The 15,647-nt window shown below is 57.1% G+C and carries 14 protein-coding genes; 3 read left to right on the forward strand and 11 right to left on the reverse strand.

The window, feature by feature from the left end; all coding sequences use genetic code 11:
* Window positions 1-33: 33 nt before the first annotated feature.
* From potE to speFL, 3 genes are all read right to left on the reverse strand, one after another.
* Window positions 34-1,350 carry a putrescine-ornithine antiporter gene (gene potE, locus ABLV78_RS04480; protein ID WP_045391927.1) on the reverse strand — a complete coding sequence of 439 codons (1,317 nt, stop codon included), beginning with the start codon at window positions 1,348-1,350 and terminating at the stop codon, window positions 34-36.
* On the reverse strand, window positions 1,347-3,545 hold the full coding sequence (gene speF, locus ABLV78_RS04485; protein WP_015369855.1) for an ornithine decarboxylase SpeF: 2,199 nt from the start codon (window positions 3,543-3,545) through the stop codon (window positions 1,347-1,349). The genes potE and speF overlap by 4 nt, the downstream gene beginning before the upstream one ends.
* A gap of 263 nt (window positions 3,546-3,808) precedes the next feature.
* Entirely contained in the window at window positions 3,809-3,913 is a 105-nt protein-coding gene (speFL, locus tag ABLV78_RS04490) for a leader peptide SpeFL (protein ID WP_006819052.1), read from the reverse strand.
* A gap of 548 nt (window positions 3,914-4,461) precedes the next feature.
* Here speFL and ABLV78_RS04495 point away from each other — a divergent pair.
* Window positions 4,462-6,012 (forward strand): peptide MFS transporter, encoded by a 1,551-nt coding sequence (locus ABLV78_RS04495; protein WP_045391925.1) that lies wholly within the window; start codon window positions 4,462-4,464, stop codon window positions 6,010-6,012.
* 649 nt (window positions 6,013-6,661) lie between these two features.
* Here ABLV78_RS04495 and ABLV78_RS04500 read toward each other — a convergent pair.
* From ABLV78_RS04500 to ABLV78_RS04515, 4 genes are read right to left on the reverse strand one after another with little or no spacing between them, the layout of a single operon-like run.
* Window positions 6,662-8,125, reverse strand: coding sequence for an MdtP family multidrug efflux transporter outer membrane subunit (locus ABLV78_RS04500; RefSeq protein WP_413466802.1), 1,464 nt, complete (start codon window positions 8,123-8,125; stop codon window positions 6,662-6,664).
* A gap of 5 nt (window positions 8,126-8,130) precedes the next feature.
* A complete protein-coding gene (locus ABLV78_RS04505; RefSeq protein ID WP_047044150.1) occupies window positions 8,131-10,062 on the reverse strand; it encodes an FUSC family protein in 1,932 nt (643 codons plus the stop codon).
* A gap of 9 nt (window positions 10,063-10,071) precedes the next feature.
* Complete coding sequence (gene mdtN, locus ABLV78_RS04510; protein WP_047044152.1) at window positions 10,072-11,100, reverse strand: multidrug transporter subunit MdtN; 1,029 nt, start codon at window positions 11,098-11,100, stop codon at window positions 10,072-10,074.
* 6 nt (window positions 11,101-11,106) lie between these two features.
* A complete protein-coding gene (locus tag ABLV78_RS04515; protein WP_015369860.1) occupies window positions 11,107-11,379 on the reverse strand; it encodes a YtcA family lipoprotein in 273 nt (90 codons plus the stop codon).
* 275 nt (window positions 11,380-11,654) lie between these two features.
* Between ABLV78_RS04515 and yjdI the strand changes: the two genes are divergently transcribed.
* Entirely contained in the window at window positions 11,655-11,885 is a 231-nt protein-coding gene (gene yjdI / locus ABLV78_RS04520; RefSeq protein WP_015369861.1) for a 4Fe-4S mono-cluster protein YjdI, read from the forward strand.
* Window positions 11,886-11,896: 11 nt separating this feature from the next.
* A complete protein-coding gene (locus ABLV78_RS04525) occupies window positions 11,897-12,169 on the forward strand; it encodes a GNAT family N-acetyltransferase (RefSeq protein WP_015369862.1) in 273 nt (90 codons plus the stop codon).
* 37 nt (window positions 12,170-12,206) lie between these two features.
* On the opposite strand, the gene ABLV78_RS04530 is transcribed toward ABLV78_RS04525, so the two are convergent.
* From ABLV78_RS04530 to fimF, 4 genes are read right to left on the reverse strand one after another with little or no spacing between them, the layout of a single operon-like run.
* Window positions 12,207-13,685, reverse strand: coding sequence for an EAL domain-containing protein (locus tag ABLV78_RS04530; RefSeq protein ID WP_047044153.1), 1,479 nt, complete (start codon window positions 13,683-13,685; stop codon window positions 12,207-12,209).
* Window positions 13,672-14,577, reverse strand: coding sequence for a fimbrial protein (locus tag ABLV78_RS04535; RefSeq protein WP_047044154.1), 906 nt, complete (start codon window positions 14,575-14,577; stop codon window positions 13,672-13,674). The genes ABLV78_RS04530 and ABLV78_RS04535 overlap by 14 nt, the downstream gene beginning before the upstream one ends.
* Window positions 14,578-14,594: 17 nt before the next feature.
* Complete coding sequence (fimG, locus tag ABLV78_RS04540; protein WP_045396563.1) at window positions 14,595-15,098, reverse strand: type 1 fimbrial minor subunit FimG; 504 nt, start codon at window positions 15,096-15,098, stop codon at window positions 14,595-14,597.
* Between the two features lie 12 nt (window positions 15,099-15,110).
* Window positions 15,111-15,641, reverse strand: coding sequence for a type 1 fimbrial adaptor subunit FimF (gene fimF / locus ABLV78_RS04545; RefSeq protein ID WP_045396567.1), 531 nt, complete (start codon window positions 15,639-15,641; stop codon window positions 15,111-15,113).
* Window positions 15,642-15,647 lie beyond the last annotated feature (6 nt).

Below are 15,647 nucleotides of genomic sequence, written 5' to 3' on the forward strand. Positions count from 1 at the left end.
CCGGCGGCGACAGACGCGCCGCCGGCTTCAGCATTAGCTGTGTTTGTTTTTCATCTCAAAACGCGGTGATACCAGGCCGTACAGCGTCCAGCCCATAAAGGTCACGATCGCGCCGTAGAGCATCGCCTCTTCGCCGGAGGAGTACAGGGCATAGAAGCTGTACACCGCGCCGATAAAGGCTATCACGTTGGTGGAACGCGCTTTGCCGGGATCGACCTTGGCCATTTTCTGGATAATCGCCAGCGCGGCCATCGACAGAATGTACGGGATGATGTTAGTCACCACCGCCAGGTTAACCAGCACGTTGAACTGATTGCTCAACGACGGGCTAATGGTCATCAGCGACAAGCCGGTTTGCAGGATAACGATGGTTAACATCCCCTGAATCGGCGCGCCGGAAGCCGAGACGCGGGAGAAGATTTTCGGGAAGTAGCCTTCGTCAGACGATGATTTAAAGACCTGCGCGATGGTGAACTGCCAGCCAAGCAGCGAACCGCAGCAGGACATCACCATCAGCCCCATAATCACTTTCCCTACGCCAGGCGTGAACATCTGAGCAAACGCCAGGCCAAACGGCGCCGTGGAGTTAGCCAGATCCATGTTCGGCACGATCCCGGCGATGACGTTGGTCGAAACGATATAGATAACCGCCGCGCCGAGGGTACCGCCGAGTACGGCGATCGGCACGTTACGTTCCGGGTTTTCGACCACATCGGTGTTGGCGCAAGCGGACTCCAGACCGAGGAAGGCCCACAGCGTCATGGCGATTGACGAACCAACGGCGCCGAAGAACGGCACGTGGTGCGGGTTCCAGGACTCGACGTACATCGTCGGGCTAAACCAGAACCAGCCGATAACGCACAGGCCGACAACCGGAATGATGACCCCCCATACGGTGATGCTACTGATCTGGCCGGTAATGCGTGCGCCGCCGAAGTTGGCTACGGTACAGATCCACAGCACCCCGATAGTCGCCAGGCCAATCTGCACCGGCGACAGGGTGGCGCCGAACAGCTCGGTGCCGTAACCCACCGCGGAGATAGCGATGGCGACGTTGGCGATCAGCAGCGAGACGCCATAGGTATAGTTGGCCATAAAGTTGCCAGACTTGCCGAACGCATACTCGGCGTAACCGCCCATCCCGCCTGATTTACGGCTAAACATCCCGCATTTGGCGAAGGCCCACGCCAGCGCCATCGATCCTACCGCCGTCACCAGCCAGGAGATGATGGAGATAGTCCCCACCTCCGCCAGCTTGGTGGGCAGCATGATGATACCGGAGCCCATCATGTTGACCATGGTTAAGATGGTGAGCTGTACCACTCCCATCTTGTTACTGGATTTGCTCATACAGTTTCCCCTTTCAGCAGCGCGCTTTGTTTCTCGCTTTCCGCGATGACATAGCACCAGACCTGTTTACGGCCATCGTGCTCCTGGATATAAACCCCCTGCAGTTCCGGCGCGAAGCCCGGCAGCAGGTTGATCCCTTCTTCCAGAGCGGTGAAGTACTGCAGCACCGCGCCGCCCCAGACTTCTCCCGGGACTACGCACAGCACTCCCGGCGGGTAAGGCAGGGCGCCTTCCGCGGCCACGCGGCCTTCGGCTTGCGGCAACGGCACCAGATCGACCTGGCCGCGCAGATAGGCGTAGTTAGCCTCTTGCGGGTTCATCACCACGCGCGGGAAGTGATCTTTACGGAACATCTCTTTTTGCAGCTGTTTGACGTTGTGGCGGGCATACAGGTCATGCATTTCCTGGCACAGCTGGCGCAGGGTATAACCGGCATAACGCTCTTTGTGCTGGCTGTAGATAGACGGCAGAACCTCCTGTAGCGGCGCATCGGCGTCGAGCAGCTTATCGAAGCGCGCCAGCAGGGCGACCAGCTGCTGCAGTTTGGCCATATCTTCCGCCGGGGTCAGCAGGAACAGAATGGAGTTAAGGTCGCATTTTTCCGGTACCACGCCGTTTTCACGCAGGAAGTTGGCGAGAATGGTGGCCGGTACGCCGAAGGCGTCATATTCGCCGCTGGCGGTATTGATACCCGGCGTGGTCAGCAGGAGTTTGCACGGATCGACGAAGTACTGATGCTCGGCATAACCGTCAAAGGCATGCCAGCGTTCGCCTGGACCAAACTCGAAGAAGCGCAGGTCCACGGCGATTTGCGCGGTTTCATATGACTGCCACGGTTTGCCATCGACCATTTTGGGTACGAACGGACGGATGTGTTTGCAGCTTTCAAGGATCAGCTTACGCGCCTTGATACCGTTCATGACGCAGTCCATCCACATGTTGCGGCCGCTCTCGCCTTCATGCATTTTGGCGTTGATATCCAGCGCGGCAAACAGCGGATAGAACGGGCTGGTGGAGGCGTGCATCATAAAGGCGTTATTCAGACGCTTGTGCGGAACATAGCGCTGTTGACCTTTGATATGGCTGTCTTTTTTATGGATTTGCGAGGTCTGGGAGAAACCGGCCTGCTGTTTGTGCACCGACTGGGTCACCAGAATGCCCGGATCGTTTTCATTCAGCTCCAGCAGCAGCGGCGAACAATCAGCCATCATCGGAATGAACTGTTCATAGCCGACCCACGCGGAGTCAAACAGGATGTAATCGCACAGATGACCAATTTTATCGACTACCTGACGAGCGTTATAAATGGTGCCGTCGTAGGTACCTAACTGGATCACCGCCAGGCGGAACGGACGGGCATCCTGTTTCCGATTCGGCGCCACTTCCCCAACCAGCTCGCGCAGATAGCGTTCTTCGAAACAGTGGGCGTCGATACCGCCGATAAAACCGTACGGGTTACGCGCGGTTTCCAGATAGACCGGTGTCGCCCCGGCCTGCAGCAGCGCGCCGTGGTGGTTGGATTTATGGTTGTTACGGTCGAACAGTACCAGGTCGCCCGGGGTCAGCAGCGCGTTGAGCACCACTTTGTTAGAAGAGGAGGTGCCGTTGAGCACGAAGTAGGTCTTATCGGCATTAAAGACTTTTGCCGCATGCTGCTGGGCAATGCATGGCGCCCCTTCGTGGATCAGCAGGTCGCCCATGGCGACGTCGGCGTTGCACAGGTCGGAGCGGAACAGCGTCTCGCCAAAATACTCGACGAACTGATTACCGGCCGGGTGACGACGGAAGAATTCGCCGCCCTGATGCCCCGGGCAGTCAAAAGCGCTGTTGCCCTGTTTGACGTAATCGACCAGCGCGCTAAAAAATGGCGGACGCAGCTCGGTTTCATATTTATGCGCAGCGGCTTCCAGCTGGCGGCCGTAGAAGTCGTTGCGGGTTTCGTCGTGTTCAAATACCCCCTGCACCGAAGCCATATATTCGGCCGGGACAACCTCTTCTTTATTAATAGCGATAAATACCGGGATGTTATAGCCAGTGGCCTTTAACTCATCGAGTTTACCGCATTCGATATCTTCCAGAGTTAATACTACCGCGGCCACATCAATAAAGTTGGTTTCGCTAGTATTGACAATATTACGCTGGGTAGAAAAACAGTTTGGACATGTACGGCTAACGGCAATTTTTAAATCAGTCATTGTTATCTCTTTATTTTCAGATAATAGCAGGCCCTCAATTTCTCAAATGAGAAATTGATTACGCCGGACAAAAGGTAATAGTCTGCCGCTGATATAATAAATATCAGTAGAGTACCTTTTGAGATGCAATAAACCCTACCAGTCCGGTGGCTGGTAAATAGCAGGATTTATTAGGGCGAGCGCGGTTAGCTACAGGCGAGTGCCTGTATTAACAACAAAAGATGCAGGAAGACCTGTATGCTGAAGCGCCCGTAGTCGGAAGACTACCGGGCATTAAAGAAATGAAAATCGAAGCTGTTACGGTGAGCAAACATCATAATATGCGTTGTCCGCCTTATGTGTGGCATCATCCTGTTATTGTTTTCCATGATATACACCTTTCAAATGATTGACTGAAGGTATGGCATATTCTATATCCGGCTTAGACTTAATCTGTGACGCCGATCACTAATAGCCTCTCATTATGATATCAATGGCTGGTATTTTGATCTTATCCAACATTATTCACTGGTTTGTTGCCTTTGTGTAAATATATTGTGTTGCAATGTGGTTAAAAAGAATAATGACCGGTTAATCATTGCGTTATTTCAGCCATATGACGGAATTATGTCGTATACTCGGGACTTTCTGACTTCTACCCTCTTAACATTATGTTTATTAAGGATTAAGAGGTTCCTGTAGTACGAAAAAATGCTGTCAATCATTATCCCTTTGTTGCCAACATAAAATCTGGGAAAAGAGAGCCTGGTCGAGTTTTCATCTAAAAGATATCGCCCAGGGGCTAGACAAAACCACCATCTGGTTATCAAATGGTTAAATAAAATTAACGCCTGTGTGAACTATAGGCAGGTAGAAAAAATGGTCAATACGCTTTTCGGCATGACTAAGCGCTAAGATCGCCTTATTGGGAGAAGTTATGCATTCCTCTGTTAACAAAAATGAAAGCCGGACCTTCTTTGGTCACCCTTACCCTCTGGGTTCATTGTTCTTCACCGAAATGTGGGAGCGATTCTCGTTTTATGGCATTCGTCCGTTACTGATCCTGTTCATGGCGGCCACCGTCTATGACGGCGGTATGGGCTTAGCCCGTGAGAACGCGTCGGCCATCGTCGGCATCTTCGCGGGCGCCATGTACCTGGCGGCGCTGCCGGGCGGCTGGTTGGCGGACAACTGGCTCGGCCAGCAGAAAGCGGTGTGGTACGGCTCGATTCTGATCGCGCTGGGCCATCTGTCGATTGCGCTGTCAGCGTTTATGGGCAACAACCTGTTCTTTATCGGGCTGATGTTTATCGTGCTCGGTTCCGGCCTGTTTAAAACCTGCATCTCGGTGATGGTCGGTACGCTGTATAAGAAAGGCGATAGCCGTCGCGATGGCGGTTTCTCGCTGTTCTATATGGGTATCAATATGGGATCGTTTATCGCGCCGCTGATTTCCGGCTGGCTGATTAAATCCCACGGCTGGCACTGGGGCTTCGGCATCGGTGGTATCGGTATGCTGGTGGCGCTGGTGATTTTCCGCCTTTTCGCGGTCCCGGCGATGAAACGCTACGACAGCGAAGTGGGTCTCGACTCTACCTGGAATAGTCCTGTCGCGAAGAAAAACGGCGTTGGCGCCTGGCTGCTGGCGCTGGCGGTCGGCGTGGCGGTGGTGATTACGCTGATTGCTCAAGGGGTGATAGTCATTAACCCGGTGGCGGTCGCTAGCATGCTGGTGTACGTGATTGCCGCGTCGGTGGTGCTCTATTTCATCTACCTGTTTGTTTTTGCGGGTCTCAACCGTAAAGAGCGCGCGCGTCTGCTGGTCTGCTTTATTCTGCTGGTTTCCGCCGCCTTCTTCTGGTCAGCCTTCGAGCAGAAACCGACTTCGTTTAACCTGTTTGCTAACGACTACACTAACCGCATGATCGGCGATTTCGAAATCCCGGCGGTGTGGTTCCAGTCGATTAACGCCCTGTTTATCATCCTGCTGGCGCCGGTATTTAGCTGGGCGTGGCCGGCAATGGCGCGTAAAAACGTGCGTCCGAGCAGCATTACCAAGTTTGTTATCGGGATTCTGTGCGCGGCGGCGGGCTTCGGCCTGATGATGCTGGCGGCGCAGAACGTGCTGAGCAACGGCGGCGCCGGCGTATCGCCGCTGTGGCTGGTGGGCAGCATTCTGATGCTGACGCTGGGCGAACTGTGTCTGAGCCCAATCGGCCTGGCGACCATGACTCTGCTGGCGCCGGAAAGAATGCGCGGCCAGATGATGGGGCTGTGGTTCTGTGCCAGCGCGCTGGGTAACCTGGCGGCGGGCCTGATTGGCGGCCACGTGAAGGCCGACCAACTGGATATGCTGCCGGATCTGTTTGCCCGCTGCTCGACGGCGCTGCTGATCTGCGCCGCGGTATTGTGCGTGCTGATTGTGCCGGTGCGCCGTATGCTGGAGAACAGCAAATCCGCAGAGCAAAAACCGGCGACCAATGCCTGATTGCGCAAGCGGTCAATGAAAAGCCGGCGCTGAGCGCCGGCTTTTTTATTGGCCAATCCCCAGGTAAGCCGAGGATGAAAACGGTAGATAATGTTATCGGTTTACAACTTTTTCGCTTGAGAAAAATGTTTATCGCGTGTCGCTTCAGAGGACATTGCGCTCCCGGTTGATTCTTTATGTAATATGTTTTCCGTGGCGCAGGGAGCGCACAAAGGGCGGCCAGTCGCCGCCGCCCTCTGTACTCCCGGGCTTTGGCCGCCAAAATCGCCACTTCGTGGTTCCTTCGACTTATCCCGGCAGGCTTCGGGTCGGGCCGAGGCAGCGTCCCTGCAAATCACGGCCCTCAGCCCGCATCCATGCGGGCTGCCCCGGCCTTCCGGGAACGTCTCAGCGATTTTGAGGCCACCAACACCGGCAGTTTCAGCCAGCGTGGTGAATAAATTAAAGGCAGACCGCACAGACCGTAGGCCGGATAAGGCGCAGCCGCCATCCGGCGCAAAAGCGGCACCTAATCCGTGGATATTGCCCGGCGGCGCTGCGCTTGCGTGGGCCTATGGACCGGGTCCGTTGGCAAATTTATTGTCGCATGTAGCCCCGGTAAGCGGTAGCGCCACCGGGGATTTCCCTGCTCGCGCTGCGCTTAGCAGGGCTACGGTTCTACGGAATCCACCGCCGGGCCGCGGTAATCGCCGCCGAGGGCTTTAATCAACGTGATATCGGTGCTAAGACGCTGGGCCTGGATATCCAGCAATAACAGCTGCTGGGCGATGGCCGGTCGCCGCGCTTCTTGTGCGGCATAGCGGCTTAACAGGCCGCGCTGGTGATGGGCGCTGGCGCTGCGGGTGGTGACCATCGCCGCCGTCACCTTCAGCTCCTGCAGCGCCACCTGCTGGTTGAGATCGTTAAGCTGACTGGAGCTTATCGCCACATCCCGCACCGCATCCAGCACCGCCTGGTTGTACTGCTTAATCAGGATATTGCTCGCCGTACGTACCGACTTCAGATTGGCGTTCAGGCGTCCGCCATCGAATATCGGCAGATACAGCCCCGGCAGCAGGTTAATCTGCTGGAAGGACGACTTAAACAGATCGCCGACGCTCAGCGCGTTATATCCCCAGAAGGCTTTAATATCAAAATGCGGATAAAAGGCCGCTTTCGCCGCATCTACCTGGCTCATTGAGGCGGTCACATAACCGCGCAGGGCCTGCAGATCCGGGCGACGCGCCAGCAATTCGAAGGAGAGTGAATCCGGCAGCGTTTCCTGCAACGCCGGCAGGGCGACCGGGTGGATCTCCGGCATACTCTGCGCGTCGGCGCCAATCAGCGCCCGCAACGTTTCGCGGTACTGGGTTAGCGTGCCGCGGGCGGTAATCACCTGCTGCTGCGCGCCCAGCAGTTCCGCCTGCGCATTGGCGATATCGACGCTATCCTCCACGCCGCGCTGGGTGCGGTGTTCATGCGCCTGCACCGACAACCGGGCAATTTCTTCTAGCTGCTGCAGCAGAACTATCTTCTGGAAGGTGGCCTGCATGGCGAAGTACAGCTGCGCCACGCTGCTGGCGAGATCCAGTTCGATACCGGCGGTTTCCGCCTGGCGAGCGTTCTTTTCGCCAATAGCTGCCGCGACGCGGGCCCGGTCGGCGCCCCATAAATCGATATTCAGCGTCGCGCCGACGCCCACGGTATTGAGCGTGTACCACGGGCCGTTTTTATCCACCGGCAGAGAATAGGAGTAGGGCCAGCTAAAGGATTTATCGGTTATACGCATCCGGTTCTGCGCCGCCACGGCGGTCGCCTGCACGCCCATTGCCGACTGCGCCAGCTCGACGGTGGATTGTGACTGTGAGATGCGCAGCCGCGCCGCCTGCATGGTCGGCGAATTTTGCAGCGCGCGGTTTACCAGCATGTTGAGCTGGGGATCGTGATACCCCTCCCACCAGCGGGCCGCCGGCCAGCCGCTATTCGCCAGGTGGATCACCTGTGCCAGCTGCGCCTGTTGCGGATTAACGATCGGCACTTCGCCAGGATCGTCCTGAATCAGCGCGCATCCCGTTAACAGGCTGATGGCGAAGGCCAGCGGTGAGTAGCGCAGAAAACGTGCTGCGGCGTCCATTTTTATCATGACGGTTCTGCCTGTCGCGTAAATTCAGAAGGTTTGTCTGACCAGTCCGGCAGGGTGGTCAGTAAAGCCGCCAGCGGTTCGCCGAACGGATTAGCCGGATCGACAACCAGCGGCGCAACGGGTGTCGTCGGCTGTTGACGTTCAATATCATCGGCATACGTCTGTAACTGTTCGGCGCAGCGGCTTAAGAAGGGGTCTCCCGGCGCGGCATACAGCCGGTAGCCCTCGCTCAGGCGTACTATCTCCTGCGCCTGCTGCCAGGTGGCTTTGCTCGGCCAGTATTTCGCCTGCGGCCACGGATGCGCAAAAGTGCCCAGCGGCTCGGCGGCGACCCGATGCATCAGCGTTTCGCTGGTGGTCAGCGCCTGGAACAGCGGCACCATCTGCGGCTTATCATCTTTCGCGCGCAGGAAATCGGCTATCTGGCGATAAAGTTGCGCCAGCCGCGATTTCAGCTGCGGCGCTTCGCTATCCGGCCACAGGTAAAGATGGACGATCGATGAGACCAGTACGCCGAGCAAAATACCGATGACCCGGTCGCGCAGTTCGGTCAGGTTGGTCAGTGGACCAAACCAGCTGAGGAATGCCAGCGAGAAGGTAAAGCCGATTTGGATCCCGGCGTAGGCAATACGCTCTGACCCGGCGGCAATCCACGCCGAGAGCGCCATTACCGGCAGAACCATCGCCAGCAGGCCGACGATAGACTCGGTCCACGGTTGTACAAAGACGATCAACAATAGCGCCAGCAGCGTAGCGAGCAGCGCGCCGCCGATACGCAGCCAGGTTTTTTGCATCGTCGCTCCCAGCCCCGGCTGGGCGACAATCACGCAGCTCAGCATAATGGTGTGGATGCCCTGCCAGTCGGCGGCGGTATAGAAGACGTAGCACAGCAGCGTCGCCAGCAGGGTTTTCAGGGCGAAATGCAAATAAGCGGGATTGCGCCAGGCATCCGGCAGCAGCAGCGGCGACTTCTCGGCTTCGCCCTGCGGCAGGTCGATGCTTTCACCGCGCGCCAGCTTCGCCAGCACATCGGCCATCTCTTGTAAAATCAGCGTATTGGCGCCGCGATCATCAATGACCGGCGCGGAGAATGAAAACGGCGTACCCTCGTTCATCGACGGCGCCAGCGCCTGTAGCGCGGCGGCGATCTGCTGGCGCGCCGCGGCGTGGTCATCGCCCGGTTGCAGCAGCGCCGCGAGGTGATAGCAGCGCAGGGTGGCCGCCATCAGCGCCTGCCAGCGCGGCGGATCGGCGGCAATTTCCGGCGCCGCAAAGCGCGCCTGCTTAAACAATCCTTGCAACTGATTAAAACGCCCGGCGATCTCTTTGAAGGTCGGCGGCGCGGCGTTCTGCGTCAGTACGTCGGCGACCTGCCGCTGCATCACCACCAGCTGAGCGCGGAATTGATAGCCGGGAAAGGCCTGGCGAAAGCAGGCGTTGACCAGGAGCGTGACCAGCGTTGCGGTATTGATCGCCACCCAAAGCCACAGCAGCAGGCGCACCAGAACTTCACTTTGGCTGGTCATCGACGGGAAGGTCTGGGCATAAATCACCGCCAGCGCCACCACGAAAAACGCCAGCCCGAGTTTGCCCAGCACGCGCATCAGATACATCGCGCCAAAGAACAGGCATACCGAAGCGACCAGGCGAATCAGCGGGAAATCATAGGTCCACTTGATGATCAGCAGCACCAGCCCCAGCGCCACGCTGATGGTGACAAAAAACAGGACGCTGCCCAGCTTAATCATCAGGATGTTCGGCTGACTGACGTAAAACACCACGATCAGCGCCACGGCGAGAAACGGGATCTGCAGGGTCATAAACAGGGTGATCAGCACCGCGCAGCTCAGCGTCAGGCGCAGGGTATAGTTGGCCCGCCCCGGCGCGTCGGCGAGCTCCCGTTGCAGAAACAACCAGAAATTATGCATGCCGGACCCTTATTTCGCCTGCAGCACGGCGCTGGCGGAGGCGCCCATCCGGAACAGTTCCGGGTCGGGATTTTTCACCGCGATTTTGACCGGGAAGCGCTGCGACACATGTACCCAGTTGATGCTCTTCTGAATTACCGGCAGCCCGCCAATGACGCTACCGCCCTCCGGCAGTACGCCTGAACCAACGGAATCGACGACGCCGTCAAAGGGGCGGCTGTGGTTAGTCATCACCGTCACGGTTGCCGGCACGCCCGGCCGAACGTTTTGCAGATCGGTTTCGCGGAAGTTCGCAATCACATACCAGTGGTCGTTATCCAGCAGCGTGAAGACCGGTTTCAGAGCGGAAGCATATTGTCCGACGGTGGTTTTCAGGGCGATGACTACGCCGTTAAACGGCGCACGGACTTCGGTGAACTCCAGGTGCAGTTCCGCCAGGGCGATTTGCGCGACGATCCCGGCGCGCTGCGCGACCATCGCATCGACGCCGGTGACCGCGGCATCAGCCTGTTTGGCCTGCAGCAGCGTGGCTTCCAGTTCGGCGCGGGCGGCTTTTTCCGCTGTGCGCGCCTGATCGAGATCCTCCTGCGCGGCGAATCCCTGCGGCACCAGCGGTTCCAGGCGGATACGGGTCGAGGTGGTCTGTTTCACCAGCGCCTTCGCCCGCTCTACCGCGGCGCTCACCGACTGAGCGTTATACTGCTGGGCTTTAATGGTGCGCTGGGTCAGCATAATCTGCGCATCAAGCGCCGCCAGCCGTGATTGGGCATCCTCCAGCATCGCCTGATAGGGGCGCGGATCGATGCGGAACAGCAGATCGCCTTTCTGCACCCGCTGATTATCGCGGATCGGCATCTCAACGATTCGCCCGCTGACTTCCGGCACTACGTCGATGGTGTCGGCGTAGACGTAGGCGTCGTTGGTTTCCGGCGAAGTCTGTAACTGCCAGATAACTACGATCAGCGCCACAATGGCGGCGAGGACGAGAGCCAACAAGGGCCATTTTTTCCGTAAAACGCTTGGGCTGGATTGAGTCATAGGTATTTAATGTGCGAAAAGAAGAAACCACAGAATAGTGGCAAATAGAAACATTAACGCCAGGTAACTTAATACCAGCGGGGAAAAGCGCGCTTGCCAGCCTTTACGGGCAATCAGGATATGGCAAGGGATCAGCAGTAATGCGCCGCCTAAAAAGCAGAAGAACCAGCCGGGAAATGCTGCGCCTAATACCGGTATGGCGGGGGATAAAGAGCAACCGGAGACCGCCAAAAGAAGTAATAACAATGCCGGGCGCGCCCGTTTTACAATTTGCTTCAAAGGAAGATACCTGAATGTTCATGCCATTGAACAATTGAGTTTATTCGTTGCAAATCAAATAAACCCTCAATACACCGCCTAAATTATAGCGCTGATGGTTTGCTTAGCCGAGTTATGGTTATCCTCTGATAATAGTTTAATTTCGCGTAGGTATTAAAAAGTCGCTTTATCATTAGCGAAATAATTGAAATAGGGCGTTTCTCATTTCTCCATAGTCAGCGGCTATGCCGCGAGCTATTCTTAGGTAAGTACAATAAAAATACTGAGGCAATGTCATGGATAAGGAACTACTGGAAGCGGGCTACCGGGCCTATACCGGCGAGAAGATAGATGTCTATTTCAATACCGATATCTGTCAGCACTCGGGTAACTGCGTGCGCGGCAGCGCGAAGCTGTTCAATCTGAAACGTAAACCGTGGATCATCCCCGATCAGGTGGATGTGGCGACGGTGGTAAAAGTGATCGATACCTGTCCCAGCGGCGCATTGAAGTATCGCCACAAATAAGCGAGGAAATGATGGAAATTCTGGAAGGTCACAACAAGTTCTACGTTAATGACGCCGAGGGAAACCAGGTGGCGGAAATTGTCTTTGTTCCAACCGGTGAACATCTGAGCATTATTGAGCATACTGATGTCGATCCCAGCCTGAAAGGCCAGGGCGTCGGTAAACAGCTGGTCGCGAAAGTGGTCGAGAAAATGCGCCAGGAACAGCGCAAAATCATTCCGCTGTGCCCGTTTGCCAAACACGAATTCGATAACACCCGCGAGTACGACGATATTCGCGCCTGAAATACGGCGCCAGCTGTGGCTGGCGCTGCTCCGCGATTTACCCGGCTAACCGGCAGGTGGCATGATCCGGTAAAAATCGCTGAATGATCTCTCCCAGATGTTCGCGAGTGACCGGCGGTGAGAACAGATACCCCTGGAAACGATCGACCCCCAGCGCTTTTAGCTGATTAAATTTCTCCAGACTATCCACTCCCTCGGCGATACAGCGGCTCTGCGTCAGCTGGCAGTAGTAGACCAGGCTTTTAATCAGCACCAGCGCGTGCGGGTCGCGCTGAAAATCATTGACGATACTCATATCCAGCTTATAGCCGCTAAAACGCGCCGTGCGCACAGGGAACATGACGCTGCTGTGCGAGAAGCAGTCGTCGAGAAAGATGCGAAAGCCCTGCTGCTGAATATTGCTCATATTCGCCACCGCTTTTCCTTGCTGCTGTAAATCAACGGTTTCAGCAAATTCCAGCACCAGTCGGTCGGCCCACAGTGGGTTCTGTAGCTGTTGCCAGGCGGTTTCCATCATGCGGGCAAGATTATCGTGATGGGCAATGCAGGGAGGGATATTGACCGAAAAATAGAACTCGCCCTGATAGCGATTGATATTCTGCACCGCTTCCTGCAGGACAAAGGCGGTCAGTAATAGCCAGGCGTATTCGGAGCGGATATGCGGGAGAAACTCGCCCGGCGGCAATACCACGCCATCTTTGCGCCAGCGCGATAATATCTCGATGCCCTGCAGGCGTAAGCGGTCGTCGACAATCGGCTGAAAGACCGGAAAGATCTGCCGGCTGTGAATGGCGTGGATAAACTCACGTTCGAAGGGGGTCAGCGCGGTCATGCCCTGACCAGCTACGCGTTTGCTTCGGCTGCCCGGAAACCGGCTCGCCAGATGCGGATGATACTCCACCATCTTGTTTAGTCCTGAGGTTCTTTGGTTGTAGAGCGTTTTCTGACTGACGCCGCGGATCTGCGCCTGACTGGTGATGCTGTGGCCATACAGCAGGGCGAGGGTGGCGTTAAGTTCGATTTTGCTTAAGCCCGACGGCGGTTTGCCGCGCGCCAGCGCCTCGATGGCCGAAAGCTGTTGCAGGCCGGGGTAGCCGACCAGGCCGCCTTTCAACAATGCCGCCAGACGGCGGCACGGTAGATCGGAGGAGATTGCCTGCACGGCGGCCAGCAGGCGGCGGTCGCCAACCTGGTGCAGTAAGGTTTGCCACAGCCACGGCGCCGGACTGCGGCTTAAGATCACCATGGGCAAAGGTCGTTTGGCCTGGGTGAGTAACCAGGCGGCTTCGCGCAGGACGAACAGTAGCCACCAGGGATCGTCGGGCAGAAAAACCACAATTTGCCGGACGTCGGCTGGCGCAGATACCGACAGCATGCTCTGCACCCGCGGCTGTAGCCACACCGGATGGCGGCAACCGTCGTCGACCATTCGGGCTAATCCCGCCGCCGCCATGGCGCAGGGCGACAGGATGTAATCCGTTGTCGCCTGCGGGGTATCGGCTTTACTGGTAGACAAACGTCACCCCAATAATCGACTGGACGTTACCCGCCGTCACCTGACCGCTGGTGCGCGCATAGGTAGCGGTCAGACCGAGATTAACCGGTGAAGTGCCGACCGTTCCCAATGAAACATTGCTGTTGGCCGGAACGACGCTACCGTTGCGCGTCATCTGGACGCCAATACCCTGCGCCGGCGAAGCGGAAGCGGTATTGGTGAAAATGGAGTTGGCGCTATCGGCGGTGGTGCCGGAAAGGTAATAGCCAAGATTCTGGTTCTGCGCGCAGTGGACGGTGACCGGCACCGCCATCGAGCCCGGATAATCGGGTAACGTCACGGTCACATCGCGGGCGGAGACATCGCAACCGCCGGTCGGCACAACGACGTCGTTATTGGCGTAAATATTCCACACGAACTGGAAGGAGTCGCTGTTGTAGTTGTTGGTTTGATGCAGGATCAACACGGCAATCAGCGATCCGGCGGTAATCGCCACCCCGCCCGCAGTGCTGACCGGAGTCAGATAGAGTACGGTCGGCCAGGGTTTATCGGTAGTCGAATCGTAGATCACCCGCGAAGTTTCCGTGGTGGTCGGGAACGGATAAGAGGTACCGTTATATTTTACGGTACCGGAAAAGCTCGACAGCACGCCGCCGTAGGCGGATCCGCGCTGTAGCGTCACATAGTCGGTAATGGTTTGCGGATAGTCGTTATGGCAGAAAATCTGCGTCGACAGGTCGACCACCAGGTTTTGCCCTACGTTAACGGCCGGGGTCAGATTGACGTATACGTTGGCCGAGCCGCCGCCGATGGGGATAGTTGCGCCGGTGGCGGTTTTACAGGCGAAGGACCAGGCGTTAATCGACCAGCCCATCAGCAGCAGGGTGGTAAACAGAGCGATGACTTTTTTCATGAACAAACTCTCCTGACTCAGGCGTAGGTATAGGTGACGCTAATCACCGCCTGAATGGTTCCCTGGGTGGCGCCGCCGTTAACCGACAGGGCCCGGACCTGCAGCGGAAAACGCGCCGACTGCGAGCTATCGTCGACCTGAACCGACTTTTGCGCCCCGTTATTGAGCGTGGTGCCGCTGTCGTCCTGTAGTTCGAGCTGGATGTTGCCCGCGGTACCCTGATTCTTGTAATAACCGGTGCTGTCCGCGGTGCCGCTAAAGGTGGCGACGACGCGCGATGTCCCGACCGGACAATTGCTTAAATCCAGCGCGGTGCTGTGCCACGCTGAAGCGGAACCTGCCGACACCAGGCTGAAGGTATATAGATCGCCGAGGTCAACATTGGCGTTGGTGGTGGAGACCGTACACGGCTTGGCCACCACTTTGCCGTTCACCGTGATGGTGATGTCGGCGGCCTGTAGCGGGGTAATGTTTAACGCCAGCGCGCCTGCCAGAAGCCATCCTGCGTAGTGTGCTTTCATCTCAGCCTCCGGTTACTGGAATTCAAGGGTAAAGGTGGCAGTGGCATAGACGTGGCCGGCGGTCACCGGTACGCGGGTTGCCATCAGCCGGGCGTAAAAACCGAGGGTGTTGGTCTGCCCCGGCGTTAAGGTGGTCCAGGCGAGCGACGAAGAGGGCGCGTTGACCGGCAGCATCGTCTGCTGGCCGTTGAGGATCTGCACCGCCATGCCCGCCGCCGCGGAGGCGCCGCCGTCGATTTTTAACAGGTCGTTATTGTCGCTATCCGGGGTGCCGTTAAAGCCGACTTTTACCGCCGTCACCGAACTGCCGCAGGGCGACAGCACGATGCGAAACGGCACCAGCGGCGTGGTTGCGCCGACGGCGTTAAACTGCTTCGCGGCGTTATCCATCAGATCGACGGTAAACTCTTTCGATTCGGTGGCGACCGCGCAGGCGTTGTCGCGCACGTAGCCGCTGATGGTGATGGTGCTATCGGCCGCAAAGGCGTTGGCGCAGACCAGCGTCAGGACGGCACCGAACAGGTTAAGTGGTTTTTTCATCATCATGCG

The organism is Klebsiella sp. CN_Kp075 (genome assembly GCF_040065055.2).
Classification (GTDB): domain Bacteria; phylum Pseudomonadota; class Gammaproteobacteria; order Enterobacterales; family Enterobacteriaceae; genus Klebsiella; species Klebsiella aerogenes.